Source organism: Paraburkholderia bengalensis (genome assembly GCF_037126505.1).
In the GTDB taxonomy this organism is placed as follows: domain Bacteria; phylum Pseudomonadota; class Gammaproteobacteria; order Burkholderiales; family Burkholderiaceae; genus Paraburkholderia; species Paraburkholderia bengalensis.
Map to the genome: position 1 here is coordinate 41,306 of NZ_JACFYJ010000053.1, position 17,582 is coordinate 58,887.

The 17,582-nt window shown below is 65.1% G+C and carries 9 protein-coding genes and 1 pseudogene; 5 read left to right on the forward strand and 5 right to left on the reverse strand.

Features of this window, described 5'->3' with window-relative positions; all coding sequences use genetic code 11:
• The first annotated feature begins 48 nt into the window (after positions 1 to 48).
• Genes H3V53_RS26590 through H3V53_RS26600 form a run of 3 tightly spaced genes read left to right on the forward strand, consistent with a single transcriptional unit; the run spans position 49 to position 7,927 of the window.
• Positions 49 to 1,446, forward strand: coding sequence for an MdtA/MuxA family multidrug efflux RND transporter periplasmic adaptor subunit (locus tag H3V53_RS26590; protein ID WP_336600483.1), 1,398 nt, complete (start codon positions 49 to 51; stop codon positions 1,444 to 1,446).
• A gap of 17 nt (positions 1,447 to 1,463) precedes the next feature.
• Positions 1,464 to 4,601, forward strand: coding sequence for an MdtB/MuxB family multidrug efflux RND transporter permease subunit (locus H3V53_RS26595; RefSeq protein ID WP_336600484.1), 3,138 nt, complete (start codon positions 1,464 to 1,466; stop codon positions 4,599 to 4,601).
• 17 nt (positions 4,602 to 4,618) lie between these two features.
• Complete coding sequence (locus H3V53_RS26600) at positions 4,619 to 7,927, forward strand: efflux RND transporter permease subunit (RefSeq protein WP_054926609.1); 3,309 nt, start codon at positions 4,619 to 4,621, stop codon at positions 7,925 to 7,927.
• Between the two features lie 24 nt (positions 7,928 to 7,951).
• Here the strand turns inward: H3V53_RS26600 and H3V53_RS26605 are convergent, their stop codons facing one another.
• The 3 genes from H3V53_RS26605 to H3V53_RS26615 all read right to left on the reverse strand — a co-directional run bounded on the left by H3V53_RS26605 (position 7,952) and on the right by H3V53_RS26615 (position 10,762).
• Positions 7,952 to 8,416 (reverse strand): hypothetical protein, encoded by a 465-nt coding sequence (locus tag H3V53_RS26605; protein WP_336600485.1) that lies wholly within the window; start codon positions 8,414 to 8,416, stop codon positions 7,952 to 7,954.
• 246 nt (positions 8,417 to 8,662) lie between these two features.
• On the reverse strand, positions 8,663 to 9,226 hold the full coding sequence (locus tag H3V53_RS26610) for a peroxiredoxin (RefSeq protein ID WP_336600486.1): 564 nt from the start codon (positions 9,224 to 9,226) through the stop codon (positions 8,663 to 8,665).
• 201 nt (positions 9,227 to 9,427) lie between these two features.
• Entirely contained in the window at positions 9,428 to 10,762 is a 1,335-nt protein-coding gene (locus tag H3V53_RS26615; protein WP_336600487.1) for an EAL and HDOD domain-containing protein, read from the reverse strand.
• A gap of 312 nt (positions 10,763 to 11,074) precedes the next feature.
• On the opposite strand from H3V53_RS26615, the pseudogene H3V53_RS26620 reads away from it, so the two are divergent.
• Positions 11,075 to 12,899, forward strand: a pseudogene (locus tag H3V53_RS26620) (putative bifunctional diguanylate cyclase/phosphodiesterase).
• Positions 12,900 to 12,993: 94 nt separating this feature from the next.
• A complete protein-coding gene (locus tag H3V53_RS26625; RefSeq protein WP_336600488.1) occupies positions 12,994 to 14,451 on the forward strand; it encodes an HDOD domain-containing protein in 1,458 nt (485 codons plus the stop codon).
• A 113-nt stretch (positions 14,452 to 14,564) separates the two neighbouring features.
• Here the strand turns inward: H3V53_RS26625 and H3V53_RS26630 are convergent, their stop codons facing one another.
• Both H3V53_RS26630 and H3V53_RS26635 read right to left on the reverse strand, forming a co-directional pair.
• A complete protein-coding gene (locus H3V53_RS26630) occupies positions 14,565 to 15,920 on the reverse strand; it encodes an EAL and HDOD domain-containing protein (RefSeq protein WP_336600489.1) in 1,356 nt (451 codons plus the stop codon).
• 317 nt (positions 15,921 to 16,237) lie between these two features.
• Complete coding sequence (locus tag H3V53_RS26635; protein ID WP_336600490.1) at positions 16,238 to 17,029, reverse strand: ABC transporter substrate-binding protein; 792 nt, start codon at positions 17,027 to 17,029, stop codon at positions 16,238 to 16,240.
• Positions 17,030 to 17,582: the final 553 nt, after the last annotated feature.

Genomic DNA, 17,582 nt, shown 5'->3' on the forward strand with positions numbered 1-17,582 from the left:
CGCACTGCACGTTTGCCTCATATCACGCCCAGCCACCTGATCGAACCGATGGACGAACAAAAACAGCAGCCTGAAACCAAACGCAACACCGCCCCCGCCAGCCCGCCTCCCGGGCGCGAGCCGGGGCCCGGCGCCGTCAGGCGACATCGCGGCCGCACGATCGCGTTGATCGTCGCCATCGTGCTGATCGCGGGCATCGTGCTGGTGCGTTGGCATCCGTGGAACAAGAACGCCCAAGGCGCGAGCGCGGCAGCGAGCGCGAGCGGCGCCCAGCCGGGACGTGCCGGACGGCGTGGCGCCGGCGGCCCGGGCGGCGCGAACGCGCCGCAACCTGTGCATGTCGCCACCGCCAGGCAAGGCGAAATGCCCGTCGTGCTGAACGCGCTCGGCACCGTCACGCCGCTCGCGAACGTCACCGTGCGCACCCAACTGACGGGCACGCTGCAGACGGTCGCGTTCCAGGAAGGCCAGATGGTCAAGAAAGGCGACCTGCTCGCGCAAGTCGATCCGCGTCCGTATCAGATCAGTCTTGCCAATGCTGAAGGCACGCTGGCCAAAGACACGGCGCTTCTGCAAACCGCCCGCCTCGACCTGAAGCGCTATCAGACGCTGCTCGCGCAAGACTCGATCGCGAGCCAGCAGGTGGATACGCAGGCGTCGCTCGTCAAGCAGTACGAAGGCCAGGTCAAATCCGACCAGGCGAACATCGACACCTTCAAACTCGATCTCACGTACGCACGCATCACGGCGCCCGTGTCGGGGCGCGTCGGCCTGCGCCAGGTCGACGCCGGCAACTACGTGACGCCGGGCGACACGAACGGCGTCGTCGTCATCACGCAGTTGCAGCCTATCAGCGTGATCTTCACGACCTCGGAAGACAACCTGCCCGCCATCCTCAAGGGCATGCGCTCGGGCGCGAAGATGTCAGTGACGGCGTATGACCGCAGCAACACCACGTCGCTCGAAGCCGGTTATCTTGAAACCATTGACAACCAGATCGACACCACCACGGGCACCGTGAAACTGCGCGCCACGTTCCAGAACAACGAAGGCCTGCTGTTTCCGAACCAGTTCGTGAACACGCGTCTGCTCGTGGATGTCGTGAAGAACGCGGTCATCGTGCCGACTTCGGCGGTGCTCAACGGCTCGATGGGCTCGTTCGTGTACGTCGTCAAACCCGACAACACGGTGAGCGTGCGCCCGGTGAAGACGGGGCCCGTCGACGGCGAGCGCACCAGCATCGCGTCCGGCCTGCAGGTCGGCGAGCGCGTCGTGACCGACGGTTCGGATCGCCTGAAGGAAGGCGCGAAGATCACCATTCCGGCCGACCGTCCGCGCGGCGCGTCGGGGGCTGCCGGTGCATCGGCTGCATCGGGCGCATCGTGGGCAGGCGCGGCATCCGGCGCGCATCGCCGCCGGCATGCGTCGCAGACGTCGGCGGAATAAGGCACGGCTGATACCGCATGAACCCATCCCGCGCCTTTATCCTGCGCCCGGTCGGCACCGCCCTTCTGATGGCGGCGATCATGCTGGTCGGGCTCGTCGCCTTGCGCTTTCTGCCGCTGTCCGCGCTGCCCGAAGTCGACTATCCGACCATCCAGGTGCAGACGTTCTATCCGGGCGCGAGCCCGGATGTGATGACGTCGTCGGTGACGGCGCCGCTCGAGCGCCAGTTCGGGCAGATGCCGTCGCTGAACCAGATGTCGTCGCAAAGCTCGGCTGGCTCATCGATCATCACGCTGCAGTTCAGTCTCGATCTGCCGCTCGACGTCGCCGAGCAGGAAGTGCAGGCGGCGATCAACGCGGCGGGCAACCTGCTGCCGTCCGACCTCCCCGCGCCGCCCATCTACGCGAAGGTCAATCCCGCCGACGCCCCCATCATCACGCTTGCGATCACCTCGAAGACGCTGCCGCTCACGCAGGTGCAGGACATCGCCGACACGCGTCTCGCGCAAAAAATCTCGCAGGTGGCGGGCGTCGGTCTCGTGAGCCTGTCGGGCGGCCAGCGCCCTGCCGTGCGGATTCAGGCCAATCCACGCGCGCTCGCATCGTACGGGCTGAACCTCGACGATTTGCGCACCACCATTTCGAACCTCAACGTGAACACGCCGAAGGGCAACTTCGACGGCCCGTCGCGCGCGTACACGATCAACGCGAACGACCAGTTGACGGACGCCGACGCCTACAAGAGCGCCGTCGTGGCGTACAAGAACGGCCGCCCGGTGATGCTGACGGACGTCGCCACCATCGTGTCCGGCGCGGAAAACACCAAGCTCGGCGCGTGGGTCGACAGCACGCCCGCCATCATCCTGAACGTGCAGCGCCAGCCGGGCGCAAACGTGATCCAGGTGGTCGACAGCATCAAGAAGCTTCTGCCGCAGCTGCAGCAGTCGCTGCCCGCCGCGCTCGACGTGCAGATCGTCACCGACCGCACCACGACCATCCGCGCATCCGTGCGCGACGTGCAGTTCGAACTGCTGATGTCGGTCGTGCTCGTCGTGCTGGTGATGTATCTGTTCCTCGCCAACATCTACGCGACCATCATCCCGAGCCTTTCCGTGCCGCTGTCGCTGATCGGCACGCTCGCCGTGATGTATCTGTGCGGCTTCTCGCTCGACAACCTGTCGCTGATGGCGCTCACCATCGCGACCGGTTTCGTGGTCGACGACGCCATCGTGATGATCGAGAACATCGCGCGCTACGTCGAGGAAGGCGATACGCCGCTCGAAGCTGCGCTGAAGGGCTCGAAGCAGATCGGCTTCACGATCATTTCACTGACGGTTTCGCTGATCGCCGTGCTGATTCCGCTGCTCTTCATGGGCGACGTGGTCGGTCGCCTGTTCCACGAATTCGCCATCACGCTCGCGGTGACCATCGTGATTTCGGCCGTCGTGTCGCTCACGCTCGTGCCGATGATGTGCGCCAAGCTCCTGCGCCACACGCCGCCGAAGGAAAGCCACCGGTTCGAAGCGAAGGCTCACGCGGCCATCGACTGGGTGATCGCGCGTTATGCCGTCGCGCTCGAATGGGTGCTGAACCGGCAGCGCTCGACGCTCGTCGTCGCGTTGCTCACGCTCGTGCTGACGGCCGTGCTGTACGTGTTCATTCCAAAGGGCTTTTTCCCCGTGCAGGACACGGGCGTGATCCAGGCAATCACGCAGGCGCCGCAGTCGGTGTCGTACGCATCGATGGCCGAGCGCCAGCAGCAGCTCGCCGCCGAGATCCTGAAGAACCCGAACGTGGAAAGCCTCACGTCGTTCATCGGCGTGGACGGCAGCAACATTACGCTGAACAACGGCCGCATGCTGATCAACCTGAAGCCGCGCGACGACCGCGACGCGACGGCGAGCGAAGTGATCCGCCAGCTTCAGCGCGACACCGCCCACATTCCGGGCGCGACGCTCTACATGCAGCCGGTGCAGGATCTGACCATCGACTCGACGGTCAGCCCCACGCAGTACCAGTTCATGCTGACGGACCCGAACATCGACGAATTCGCGACGTGGGTGCCGAAGCTGGTCGACCGCCTGCAGCAATCGCCCGTGCTCGCCGACGTCGCCACCGACCTGCAGAACAACGGCCAGTCGGTCTATGTCGAGATCGACCGCGCGTCGGCGGCACGCTACGGCATCACCCCCGCCACCGTCGACAACGCGCTCTACGACGCGTTCGGCCAGCGCATCATCTCGACCATCTTCACGCAGTCGAACCAGTACCGCGTGATTCTCGAAGCGCAGCCGCAGATGCAGCACTACACGGAGTCGCTGAACTCGATCTACCTGCCGTCGTCGACGTCGTCGGGCGGACAGGTGCCGCTCAATTCGATCGCGAGCTTCCACGAGAGGCCCGCGCCGCTGCTCGTCACGCACCTGAGCCAATTCCCCGCCACGACGGTCTCGTTCAACCTCGCGCCGGGCGCGTCGCTCGGCGAGGCGGTGAAGGCGATCCAGCAGGCGGAGAAGGACATCGGCCTGCCCGCGTCGTTCCAGACGCGCTTCCAGGGTGCGGCGCTCGCGTTCCAGGCGTCGCTGTCGAACGAGCTGTTCCTGATCCTCGCGGCCATCGTCACGATGTACATCGTGCTCGGCGTGCTGTACGAGAGCTTCGTGCATCCCATCACGATTCTCTCGACGCTGCCGTCGGCGGGCGTCGGCGCGCTGCTCGCGCTGCTGCTCACCGGCCACGACCTCGACATCATCGGCATCATCGGCATCGTGCTGCTGATCGGTATCGTGAAGAAGAACGCGATCATGATGATCGACTTCGCGCTCGAAGCCGAGCGCGAGCACGGCAAGCCGCCGCGCGAGGCGATTTACCAGGCGTGCCTGCTGCGCTTCCGCCCTATTCTGATGACGACGATGGCGGCGCTGCTCGGCGCGCTGCCGCTGATGCTCGGCACGGGCGCCGGTTCCGAACTGCGCCGGCCGCTCGGAATCGCGATTGCGGGCGGCCTGATCGTCAGCCAGTTGCTGACGCTCTTCACAACGCCCGTGATCTATCTCGGCTTCGATTCGATCGCACGGCGGCTGCGCGCGCGCTTTCATCGTGAAGGCCACGGCGACGGCCCGACCCGGCCGCCCGTCGCCGACACCGACGTCTGAATGAAGAGGCCGAAACGATGAATCTGTCGCGCCCCTTCATTCAACGCCCCGTCGCCACGACGCTGCTGGCGATCGGCATTGCGCTATCGGGTCTGTTTGCGTTCGCGAAGCTGCCCGTGGCCCCGTTGCCGCAGGTCGATTTCCCGACCATCTCGATCCAGGCGAGCCTGCCGGGCGCCAGTCCCGAGACGGTCGCGACGAGCGTCGCCAGTCCGCTCGAGCGGCATCTCGGCTCGATTGCCGACGTCACTGAAATGACGTCGACGAGTTCGGTCGGCTCGGCGCGCATCACGATGCAGTTCGGCCTGAACCGCAACATCGACGGCGCCGCGCGCGACGTGCAGGCCGCGATCAACGCGGCGCGCGCCGACCTGCCCGCGAGCCTCCGGCAGAACCCGACCTATCACAAGGTCAATCCCGCCGATGCGCCGATCCTGATTCTCGCGCTCACGTCAAAGACAATGACGGCAGGCCAGCTGTACGACTCGGCGGCAACGGTGCTGCAGCAGTCGCTGTCGCAGGTGGATGGCGTCGGCGAAGTCGACGTGAGCGGCTCGGCGAACCCGGCCGTGCGTGTCGAACTGGAGCCGCAGGCGCTGTTCCACTACGGCATCGGTCTCGAGGACGTGCGCGCGGCGCTCGCGTCGGCGAATGCGAACAGTCCGAAGGGTGCGATCGAATTCGGCCCGAACCACGTTCAGCTGTACACGAACGACCAGGCGAACAAGGCCTCGCAGTACAAAGACCTCGTCATCGCGTATCGCAACGGCGCGGCCGTGCATCTGTCCGATGTCGGCGAAGTGGTCGATTCCGTCGAAGACCTGCGCAATCTCGGCCTGATGAACAACGAGCGCTCGGTGCTCGTGATCCTCTACCGTCAGCCGGGTGCGAACATCATCGAGACGATCGACCGCGTAAAGGCGATGATTCCGCAGCTGAAGGCGTCGCTGCCCGCCGCCGTCGAGGTGACGCCGACGGCCGACCGATCCACCACCATCCGCGCGTCGCTGAAAGACACGCAATACACGCTGATGATCGCCGTCGCGCTGGTCGTGATGGTCGTGTTCCTGTTCCTGCGCAACTGGCGCGCAACGCTGATTCCGAGCGTCGCCGTGCCCATTTCGATCATCGGCACGTTCGCGGCGATGTATCTGCTCGGGTTTTCGATCGACAACCTGTCGCTGATGGCGCTGACCATCGCGACGGGCTTCGTCGTCGACGACGCCATCGTCGTGCTGGAAAACATCGCGCGGCATATTGAAAGCGGCATGCCGCGCATGCAGGCGGCGTTCGTCGGTGCGCGCGAAGTCGGCTTCACGGTGATGTCGATCAGCATCTCGCTCGTCGCCGTGTTCCTGCCTATCTTGCTGATGGGCGGCATCGTCGGGCGGCTGTTCCGCGAATTCGCGCTGACGCTGTCGCTCGCGATCGGCGTGTCGCTGATCGTGTCGCTGACGCTCACGCCAATGATGTGCTCGCGCCTGCTGTTCGAGCCGCACGAGAAGAAGGAAGAAGGCCGCTTCGCGCGCTGGCTCGAACGCGGCTTCGAGCGGATGCAGAACGGCTATGCGCGCACGCTCGGCTGGTCGCTGCGCCATCCGCGGCTGATTCTCGTCGTGCTGCTCGCAACCATCGGCCTGAACATCTGGCTCTACATCATCGTGCCGAAGGGCTTTTTCCCGCAGCAGGACACGGGGCGGCTCGTCGGCGGCATCCAGGCGGACCAGGCCACGTCGTTCCAGGCGATGAAGGTCAAGTTCTCCGAGATGATGAAGATCGTGCAGGCGAATCCCGCCGTCGACAGCGTGGTCGGCTTCACGGGCGGACGGCAGACCAACTCGGGCTTCATGTTCGTGTCGCTGAAGCCGAAGTCGGAGCGCAAGATTTCCGCCGATCAGGTGATCCAGCAGTTGCGCGGGCCGCTGTCGGGCGTCGCGGGCGCGCGCACGTTCCTGCAGGCGGTGCAGGATATCCGCGTGGGCGGCCGGCAGTCGAACGCGCAATATCAGTTCACACTGCTCTCCGACACCACCGCCGATCTGTACAAATGGGCGCCGCTGCTGACCGAGGCGCTGCAAAAGCGCCCCGAACTCAGCGACGTGAACTCGGACCAGCAGCAGGCCGGCCTCGAAGCGATGGTGACGATCGACCGCGCGACGGCAGCACGCCTGAACATCAAGCCCGCGCAGATCGACAACACGCTGTACGACGCGTTCGGTCAGCGCCAGGTGTCGACGATCTATAACCCGTTGAACCAGTATCACGTCGTGATGGAAGTGGCGCCGAAGTACTGGCAGAGCCCCGACATGCTCAAGCAGGTATGGGTCAGCACGTCGGGCGGCAGCGCGAGCGGCTCGCAGTCCACCAACGCGACGGCGGGCACGGTGACCTCCGCGGCCACCTCGACCCCGAGCGCTTCTTCGGGCGGCACGGCAGGCACGTCGGCGTCGAGCGCGGCCGCCATCGCGTCCGACTCCGCGCGCAATCTGGCCAACAACTCGATCGCGGCGAGCGGCAAGTCGAGCGCCTCGACGGGCGCGGCCGTGTCGACGTCGAAAGAAACGATGATCCCGCTTTCCGCGATCGCGAGCTTCGGGCCGGGCAATACGCCCCTCGCCGTGAACCACCAGAGCCAGTTCGTCGCATCGACGATCTCGTTCAACCTGCCGCCTGGCAAGTCGCTGTCGGAAGCCACGCAGATCATCTATCAGACGATGGCCGAGATCGGCATGCCGGGCACGATACGCGGCAGCTTCCAGGGCACGGCGCAGGCGTTCCAGCAGTCGATGTCCGACCAGCCCATCCTGATTCTGGCGGCGCTGGCGGCCGTGTATATCGTGCTGGGCATTTTGTACGAGAGCTACATTCACCCGCTGACGATTCTGTCGACGCTGCCCTCGGCGGGCGTCGGCGCGCTGCTCGCGCTGCTGCTCTTCAACACGGAATTCAGCATCATCGCGCTGATTGCGGTGATCTTGCTGATCGGCATCGTGAAGAAGAACGCGATCATGATGGTCGACTTTGCGATCGACGCGTCGCGGCAAGGCCTGTCATCGCGGGAAGCCATCGAGCAGGCGTGTCTGCTGCGCTTCCGCCCGATCATGATGACGACCTGCGCCGCGTTGCTCGGCGCCTTGCCTCTGGCGTTCGGCCGCGGCGAAGGCGCGGAGTTGCGCGCGCCGCTCGGGCTCGCCATCGTCGGCGGACTGATCGTCAGTCAGATGCTCACGCTTTACACGACGCCCGTGGTCTATCTGTATATGGATCGAATCCGGGTGCGGTGGGAAGCACGGCGCAACAAAGGGGCGCAGCCGGCCGCGATGTGATGGAACCCGGACGAAGCGAAACCCTTACAGCTTCTGCCCCATCGCCAGCAAGAAAATCCGCGACCACTGCCGGGCTTCGCGCTCGGACCTCATCGGCAGGCGCCATTCGGGATGCCGCGTGTCCTGTACGCCGAGCTTCACCTGCCAGCCTTCGCCGTCGCGCACGGGCTGCGCCTCTCGTAAGTCTGCAAAGATATACGAGCCGCGCACGCCCGCGACCTCCATGTCGCATAAGCGCTTGGCGGCAGCGAGCCGCACGCTGCCCCAATCGCCCTTGAGCTCATGAGTCCAGTCGCCATCGTGGATATTCGCGGCCACTTCCTTGTGGCGGCGCCACCACCACGCGAGTGCCGCCAGCACCAGCGCCGCGGCGAGTATCGCCACACCGATGGCCACGGACAGTCCGAAATGGGCGGAAAGCGCGTGAAACGCCTGCACGGCGCCATAGATCAACGCGATCAGGACGAATAGTGCGACGACGATAGGCATGGCAACGTGTCCTGTGATGGCACGACATCATCGAAGCACGCGCCGCCGCATGGAGGGCAAACGGCGCGCAATGAAAACGGCAGCGACGTGTGCATCGCGGGGTGTTGCTGCCGCCTGGCTCATGGCGCCTGGCTCATGGCGCCTGGTTCATGGCTTCAGGTTCATGGCGCCCGGCTCATAGCACCCGGAGCACCTGTTAGCGGCAGTTCGTCCCGCTTGCCTGATGGTGTGCGTCCGCCGAACGGCTCAGGGCTGCTTGTGCGTGGCGGCCCATTCCTTGAGCGCCTGCATCGTATTCTCGACGTGCTTGTCCGGCGACAGGCTGGTGTATTCGTAGATGATCTTTCCGTCGGGCGCAATCACGTACGACACGCGGTTCGCCATCGACGCATGCATCGGCAGGCCCGCGTCGTACGCGTTGATGACCTTCGAGTCGGGGTCGGCCGCCACGGGGAATTTGCTGCGGCATTCGCTGACCGAGAACTTCGTCAGCGTGTCGATGTTGTCGTGCGACACGCCGATCACCGTGGCGCCGTACTTCTTGTATTCGTCGACGGCTTCGGCGAACTCGTGCGCCTCGATCGTGCAGCCCTTCGTGAACGCGGCGGGATAGAAATACAGCACGACGGGGCCTTTCTTCAACGCATCGGCGAGCGCATAGGTGTACGTCTTGCCGCCCAGCGACGCCTGTGTCGTGAAGTCGGGCGCGTTGTCGCCGGGCTTGAGCGTGGCGGACGCCGTCGGCGCATGCAGCGACAATCCCGCGCACAGCACAACCGCCAGCGCGAACGGCACAATACTTTGCTTCATGTCGAGTCCTCGAATCGTCAGCGCACGATGCCCGTGCGACGCCTCGCGATGCCCTGCTCCACACGGCAAACCGGCATCGCGATCCCAAGCCTTCGTTCCCTTCGTCCGCTATTGGACCACGTTTGACATTTGCGCGTCGGCGGCCGCGCCGCCGCTATCAGTCCGCCGACGACACGGCTTCGCCCATCCCGCGCGCTGCGCTCACTCGGCCAGATGCGCGCCGAACCACGCGGCCGCCGACAGATTCAGTTCCGCGAGCACCATCGGCGTGAGCGCCGCGAACTCGTCGCGCGACTGCGCGCTCGCAATCGCGGCGGCATCCTGTGCCTCGCCCGCCGCTTCCGCGATACTCAGAAGCGCGCCCATCGGCCCTTTGCGCCCGACGATCGCATCGCGGATCAGCGGCGACAGGTCGAGAGGATCGAGCGTCGCGTCCGGCGTCGAATCGACGAGCACATGCACGAGCGAGAACACGCCCGTCATGAACGCGGCGTCGGCGAACGCCTCGTCGTTGGGACGAATCCAGCGTGCGGCGAGTTCCATGAAACGCGCGCGCGTGCCCGCCAGCTGCACGAGGGGATCGGAGCGCCACGGCAAATCGCCGCCGCCCGCATACAGCAGCAGTTGCGCCCAGCGCGCGATCTGCCGCGTGCCCGTTGCGATGATCGCCTCGCGCAGCGACGCGATATTGCGCCCCAGGCCGAACGCGCTCGAATTGACGAGCCGCAGCAACTGCATCACGACATTCGGATTGCCCTTGAGCTCCGCTTCGAGCTCGACGATGCCCGCATCGAGCGCGAGCAGTGCGAGCAGCCGCAGCAGCGACGTGCGCGACGAGCGCGCCCGGCGCGTCGACAGCACCTGCGGACGCGCGAAAAAATAGCCTTGAAAGAGATCGAAACCGAGTTCGCGCGCCATCGCGAAGTCTTCGCGCGTCTCGACCTTTTCGGCGATCAACGTCTTGCCGCGTCCTCGCAGCGACTGCGCCAGGTCGGCGAGCCGCGTGCGGTCCGTGGCGAGAAAATCGATCTTGACGATGTCGGCGTGCGGCAACGCAGCCCGCAGGTTCGGCGACATCTCGCACACGTCGTCGAGCGCAATGCGAAAGCCCGCGCCCCGCAAATCCTGGATGCGGGCAATCAGCTGCGCGTCGAATCTGACCGTCTCGAGGATTTCGAGCACGAAGCGCTCGGGCTCCATCAGATGCACGATGTCGTCGAACAGCAGATCGCGGCCGATGTTCACGTAGCCGCGGTGCGTGCCGAGCACGGACGGCACGCCGATGCCGCCGATCGTGCGCACCACGACCTGCGCGGTGGCCTGCGCGTCGTCGGAGACGACGGCGTGGTTCTGCGCGCTGCCGCGAAACAGCAGCTCGTACGCGTGCAATGCGCCGACGCGGTCGAGAATCGGCTGACGCCCGACGTACACGAATTGCGCCGACGAGATCGCTTCGTCCCCCTCGTCCTGCGTGTCCGGTTGCGCAAACGTTTGTGGCCGGCCGGCTTCGTCTTGGTCTTGATACGGATCAGGCATTTTTAACGGCTGCTTGGGTTCGATAAACGGCATTTACGTGCGCTGTCGTGCGTCTCGCTTCATCAAAACCGATTAACGGAGCGCGACCGCCGCCACTTTAGCGGAATCCTCCCGCAGACGCATCGGCGCGGGCGGCGCTTGCACAATCCTTACCACATGTTGTGGCGCTTTTTATGTCCCGACACTAAAGATTCCGCCGCGAACGTCGATATCCCGTTCTGATGGATGGCCTCGCGCCTGCCCCGTTCGGTCGGCTGACGGGCATCGCGTGGGCGTCCAGCCTCAAGACGAACCGGGTAGTCAGCCACATACATGGAAGCGACCAGAGTCACCCCAGCCCGCCGGGGCTTGTTGCGCACGGCCATCGACCGATTCCGCGCGGTCCGTCAGCCCGCCCGCGCAACGGTTGCGCCGGGCGCGCCGGGCGTCATGCACGGACTCGAACAGGCCGCGCTCGCCGTCGACTTCCTCGCGCATGTGGCGCGCAATCTCACCTTCCTGTATGTCTCGGAGGCAAGCCTGCGCTTCATCGGCTACCACCGCGAATATCTGCAAACCGTCACGCTGCACGAGCTGGTCGCGCCGAACGACGCAGCGCGCCTCGACGCCGCGCTGCGCCGCGCCGACGAAAGCGGCGCCGTCGAAAAGGTCACGCTCGACCTGATGAAGTCGCTGACCTACCCCGTGCCCGTGGAATTGCGCATCGCGCGCAACTGCCACGACGGTATCGAAGGCTATGCGATCGCCGGCTTCGACGTGTCGAGCTGGCGCGCGACGGAAGCGAGCCTCAAGCATCAGTTGCATCACGATCATCTGACGGGGCTCGCCAACGTGCCCGCGCTGGTCGAAGAATTGCGCCAGGCACAGCACAAGGCTGACGCGGCGGGAAAATCGGCCGCCCTGCTGCTGCTCGATCTCGACGACTACCAGCGCGTGAACCGGGCGCTCGGCTACGACGCCGGCGACGAGATGCTGCGCGACACGCGCGCCGCCTCTCGAACATGACCACGCAAGGCGAACTGATCGCGCGCATTTCCAGCGACGAATTCGCGATCCTGCTGCCGCCCGTGCACGCGCGCGCCGATACGGCCATCGCCGCGGAAGCGCTCGCGCGGCGTCTGTTGACGGCGATCCAGCAGCCGTACGCCTTCAACCGGCAGCCGGTGCATCTGTCGGCGAGCGTCGGCATTGCGCTCTATCCCGACACGCAGCACGCCGCCGAGTCCGACGGCGCGCCGCGGGAGAGCCAGCTGCTGCGCTGGGCCGATCACGCGTTGGCGCGCGCCAAGGCGCGGGCGGCAACACGCTCGCGTTCTACGTGCCCGACGACAGCCCGGCCGACGCCGAGCGTCTGAAGCTCGAATCGGATCTGTACGACGGCGTGCGCAACGGCGAGTTTTCGCTGCACTTCCAGCCGATCACGAGCAGCCACACGCGCGGCGTGGTCGGCGTCGAGGCGCTGATCCGCTGGCAGCATCCCGTGCACGGTCTCGTGCCGCCGTCGATGTTCATCCCCCTCGCCGAATCCGTCGGCCTCATCAACTACCTGGGCAACTGGGTGCTGAAGGCCGCGTGCATGCAGCTGATCCGCTGGGACGCGCAGGGCATCCGGCTGCAATACGTGGCGGTGAACGTGTCGCCGCAGCAGTTCCGTGATCCGCGCTTCAAGGAAAACGTGCGCGAAGCGATCGCGCTGACGGGCATCGATCCGCATCGCGTCGTGTTCGAGATCACGGAAAGCCTGCTGATGCACGACCCGCAGCACGCAACCGCGCTGCTCGAAGAACTGACGGCCCTCGGCATCCGCTTCGCCGTCGACGATTTCGGCACCGGCTATTCGAGCCTTGCGTATCTGCAACGCTTCCCGCTGGCGAAGCTGAAAATCGACCGGAGCTTCGTGGAGAATCTGCTAACCTCGCGCAACGATCAGGCGATCGTCAGTGCCGTCGTGGGGCTCGCACAGACGCTCGACCTCGAGCTTGTCGCCGAAGGCGTCGAGACGGAAGAACAACGCCACCTGCTGACCGAGATGGGCTGCGACCACATTCAGGGCTGGGTCGTCTGCAAGGCGCTGCCATCGGAAGAACTCGCGCAGCGCTTCGAATCGCGCTCGCTTCACGTGCATGGTGAAGCGTGACTGGCGTGACTGACATGACGCATGTTGATACTGCGCACGGGCGACGCCGCGGCGTGCCACTCCTTGGAACTTGTATGGCTTTTGCGGGACTCTCATGCTAAAGGCTGCGCTGCTTGACCGGCTCTGGGCACGCATGAACGAGCGCGGCGATTTTCCGATGCTGCAGCAGTCGCTCCGCTCGACGATGGCCGCGATGAACAACGACGACCTCGACTTCAGCGCGCTCGTGCAGATCGTGCTCTCCGACTTCGCGTTGACCCAGAAGGTGCTGCGTCTCGCGAACTCGGCGATGTACCTGGCGTTCGGCGGCAACATCACCACGGTATCGCGGGCGCTGATGGTGCTCGGCATGGATGCCGTCGGGCATCTCGTCGTCGGTCTGAAGATCGTCGATCACTTTCATCACAGCGCGCCGCGCCGCATCGACGCGAAACTCGAACTGAACCGCACGATGCTCTCCGGCTGCGTCGCGCGCAAGCTGACCGAGCGCGGCGATCTGCGTGAGGGCGAAGAGGCGGTCGTCTGCACGCTGATGCGGCAGATCGGCAAGCTGCTCGTGGTGTTCTATCTCGACGCCGAGTGGGACCAGATTCGCCGCCAGGTCGATACGGGCATGGGCGAAAGCGAAGCGTGCGAAACGGTGCTCGGCGTGAGCTTCGAGGAGATCGGACTCGAAGCGGCGTCGCGCTGGCGCCTGCCCGAGATGATTCGCGTCGGCATGACCGAGTTCGATCCTCTCGATGACTCGGAGCCGCGTCAGGTGCAGTGGCTGCGCGCGATCACAAACTACTCGACAGAAGTCGCGAGCGTGCTCACGCAGCCGAATCTGCCCGAGTCGCAGCGCGATGTGCGCATCGCGGAACTCGCGCAGCGTTACAGCCGCACGCTGAACACCGATCCCGACGTGCTCGTCGACATGAGCCTCACGCTGGCCGAAGAAGAAACGCGCAATGGCCTGATGCGCGAGATTTTCGAGCTGCGCGCGAACGCCGATGCCATCGCCCGCGAAGCGCTCGATCCCGAGTCGTGCATCCGCGCGGGCGTCGGTGAATTGCTGGCGCTGCCGAGCGACAGCGGACTCGCGCCCGCGCTCGCGCTGGCCTCGGAAACGGTGCTCGCCGGACTGAGCTTCGAGCGCACGGTGGTGTTCGTGCGCCATAGCAGTGGCATTTTCCGGGCGACGATGAGTTTCGGCGTGAAAATCGAAACGCCCCTGCCCAAGCTTAGCTTCGCAACGGCCTTCGAGCCCGACGTGTTTCATCTGGCCATCGCCAACTCGGTCGGCATCTTCATCGAGAACGCACTCGATCCGAAGATGCATGCGCGCATGCCCGACTGGTACCGGCGCGCGTTCCCCGGCGTGCATGCGTTCGTGCTGCTGCCCGTGGTGCTGGAAAACAAATCGACGGTCGCGCTGCTCTACGGCGACTGGGCGCATCACGATGTGCCGCGCCGCATCTCGCAACGGGAAATGGCGGCGCTCAACGAACTCGCGCGCGAGCTTGGACGCTTCTTCGCACACGCGCCCGTGAGCGAAGTGGAAATGCTTTGATGATTTAGCGGTTCGCAGTTTGCCTGCAAGGGTGCGCGCCGAAGCGCCCGCTGCCCTGTTCTCTTCTTCAACCGCTATGCGCGGCCCGTTTGCGCGAGCCGCGCATCCGCATGTCAGTCTTCGATCCGCTCGAGCCCCGTGGCTTCAGCGCTGCGATCGGCGACGCCCGCCCACGCCGCCGCCAGCAGACCCATCTGGGCGGCATCGATTGCCTGCAACCCTTCCAGGCGCGCACACGCGGCTTCGACATCCGCCCATGCGCCGCGCTCCAGCGCTTCGACCACCGTCAGCAACGTGCCGAGCACCCCTTCGCGCAACAGGATCGCATCGCGGATCGGCTTGGCCAGCACGAGCACGTTCAGCGTGTGTTCGAGCGAGCCGCCGAACACCGAGTCGACGAACGAGAACACGCCCGTGAGGAACGCTGCGTCGGTTTCGTCGCGACCCGCTTCGGGCAGACGTTCGACAGCGAGTTCCATGAAGCGCGCGCGCGTGGCGGCGAGTTGCAGCAGCGGATCATCTTCGAGCGCGACCTTGCGGCCGTCCGCGTACAGCAGCAATTGCGTCCAGCGCGCGATGCGGTTCGTGCCCGTCGCATTGATCGCCTCGCGCAGCGTCGTGACCTTGCGGCCCATCGCGAGGCCGCTCGAATTGGCGAGGCGCATCAGGTGCATGACGAGCACCGGGTTCAGCTTCAGCTCGGCCTCGAGCTGCGCGACGGTCGGCTCGCCGCCGAGCAGTTGCAGCAGATTGAGCAGCGCGTGGCGCGGCGCGCTGACCTTGCGTGCGGCGGCACCTTGCGGATGCGCGAAATAGTAGCCCTGGAAGCGGTCGAAGCCGAGATCGAATGCCTGCTCGTACACGGCTTGCGACTCGACGCCCTGCGCGATCAGCAGCTTGCCCGCCGATTTGAGCACGCTCGCGAACTTGGGCAGCATTGCCTGCGCAATGCGTTCCATGTTGATTTTCACCGCGTCCGCGTAGGGGAGAAGACGCGCGAAGGTGTCGTTGGCTTGCGCGACATTATCGATGACGAAGCGATAGCGGCGGCCATACAGCTCGACGATACGCGCGATCAGTTGATCGTCCGCGTGAATGTCGGCCGGCAGCTCGAACATGAAGCGCTCGGCGGGGATGCGCTGGATCGCTTCGTCGAACAGCAGTTCGCGCGTGACGGGCAGATAGCCGGGATGATTCGCGAGCGCGGCGCGCACGTCCGGCTCCAGCAGCGCGCGGATCACGGCCGCCCCTTCGCTGCCCTGCGCGTCCGATTGCGATTCGCCTTCGTTTGAGGGTGTTTCCTGATCTTGCGCGACGGGCGGCCGATACAGCCGCAATTCGAACGCGCACAACATGTTGTCGCGGTTCAGAATGGGCTGACGCGCAAACGAAACGTTTGCGCACTCGCCCTGCGCGATGCCCGGAACGCCATTTGCCTGGCGTTCTTCGGCGACTGCGGTGGTGGTCATTCCCGGTCCCCTGTCGACCCGGGCCGGCGTCTTTGCGCTCACCCGGTCTGATGCAAGTAGTCGCGCGAAGCGTGGCGCTTCGTGCCCTCGTCTATTCAATGTCGTTCTGGCGGCTTGATCCGATGCGAGCGCGTTACATGCGGCACGCCCCGGGCCGTCGTTTCCCCGTGCGGCGATTTTAGCGCAGGCGATCTGGCCCGGGTGCAAGCCGAAGCGAAAAAAGACCATAAAACAAGGGCAAAAAAACAAACGGCCGCGCAAGGCGGCCGGTTTGTCAAATGGACGGGCGCGACGATGCGGGCCCGATCGCATGCGTACTACTTCAGCACGACCTTCACGTCGAAATACTTCGCGGCGAGCCGGTCGATCGTGCCGTCGGCTTTCAGTTCCTTGAGTGCCTGGTTGACGGCGTCCTTCAGCGCAGCGTCGCCCTTGCGCAGCCCGAAGCCGACGCCGGAGCCGAGCAGCTTCTCGTCGGAGACGGCGGGACCGGCGAATTCGAAGCCTGCGCCTTGCGGCTTCTTCAGGAAGCCCTTCGACGCCGCTTCCGCGTCCTGAAAGGCTGCATCGAGACGACCCGCGACGAGGTCCGCGTAGACCTGGTCCTGCGTCTGATAAGGCGTCACGTCGACGCCTGCGGGCGCCCACTTCGCCTTCGCGTAAGTTTCCTGGATCGTCCCTTGCAGCACACCGACGTGCTTGCCCTTCAGCGATGCCGCTGTCGGCTGCAGGCCGCTGCCCTTCTTCGCGATCATCTGGTTGGGAATCACGTAGATGGGATCGGTGAAGTCGATGACGGCGCGGCGCTGGTCGGTGATCGACATGTCCGAGTTGATCGCGTTGAACTTGCGGGCCTGCAGCGCGGGGATGAGGCCGTCGAACGAATTCTCGACCCACACGCACTTCGCTTTGAGTTTGGCGCAGACGGCATTGCCGATGTCGATATCGAAGCCTTGCAGGTCGCCTGCGGGCGACTTCGATTCGAACGGCGCATACGACGCTTCGACGCCGAAGCGAATTTCCCTGATTTCGGCGGCCGTTGCGTTCGCTACCATCATTGCGCCTGCGAATGCGGCGAGCGCGGCCATCTTTTGCCAACTCATTTTCATCAAAGCTTTCCTCAAGAAGTACTGTCAGGCGGTACGCCCCGCCTTGGGCGTGCGGGGATGATTGCAACGCCAGAAATGCGGTTCAAACCCGGGCGCGAGGGTTGGTGCAGCGCACAAGCGCGGTGCGCTTGCCGTGCGGAGGGCGGGATTTTACAGGGTCGTCGGTGGGGGCTGGATTTGCGCGGTGCCGCGCGGCTTTTTTGGTTGCGTTTGATGCCCCTGCCGCGGGTGGGAATTTGCAAGTTCCTGTCGGAATGGGGCAAGGGGTTTTTTGCTGGACATGCTGGGGGTGTGGGCTTGCCTTTGCGCTGCCCATCCGCGGTAGCGCCTGCGCGGCGCGGGCGTTTTTGTTGTGTGCTTGCCTTGGCGCTGGCATCCGCGATGGCGGTCGTTGCTGCGCACGCTGGCGTTGCGGGCTTGCCTTTGCGCTGGCATCCGCGATAGCGCCTCGCGGCGCAGGCGTTGCCCCTGTGCGGGGCGGCACCTACTTTTCTTTGCCGCCGCAAAGAAAAGTAGGCAAAAGAAAGCGGGCTCACACCGCCAATCCTTGACA

What these genes read in the sequence shown, in the direction of transcription:
- H3V53_RS26590 (WP_336600483.1), top strand. Translation starts at nt 49, where the DNA reads ATGGACGAACAAAAACAGCAGCCTGAAACCAAACGCAACACCGCCCCC.
- H3V53_RS26595 (WP_336600484.1), top strand. Translation starts at nt 1,464, where the DNA reads ATGAACCCATCCCGCGCCTTTATCCTGCGCCCGGTCGGCACCGCCCTT.
- H3V53_RS26600 (WP_054926609.1), top strand. Translation starts at nt 4,619, where the DNA reads ATGAATCTGTCGCGCCCCTTCATTCAACGCCCCGTCGCCACGACGCTG.
- H3V53_RS26605 (WP_336600485.1), bottom strand. Translation starts at nt 8,416, where the DNA reads ATGCCTATCGTCGTCGCACTATTCGTCCTGATCGCGTTGATCTATGGC.
- H3V53_RS26610 (WP_336600486.1), bottom strand. Translation starts at nt 9,226, where the DNA reads ATGAAGCAAAGTATTGTGCCGTTCGCGCTGGCGGTTGTGCTGTGCGCG.
- H3V53_RS26615 (WP_336600487.1), bottom strand. Translation starts at nt 10,762, where the DNA reads ATGCCTGATCCGTATCAAGACCAAGACGAAGCCGGCCGGCCACAAACG.
- H3V53_RS26625 (WP_336600488.1), top strand. Translation starts at nt 12,994, where the DNA reads ATGCTAAAGGCTGCGCTGCTTGACCGGCTCTGGGCACGCATGAACGAG.
- H3V53_RS26630 (WP_336600489.1), bottom strand. Translation starts at nt 15,920, where the DNA reads ATGACCACCACCGCAGTCGCCGAAGAACGCCAGGCAAATGGCGTTCCG.
- H3V53_RS26635 (WP_336600490.1), bottom strand. Translation starts at nt 17,029, where the DNA reads ATGAAAATGAGTTGGCAAAAGATGGCCGCGCTCGCCGCATTCGCAGGC.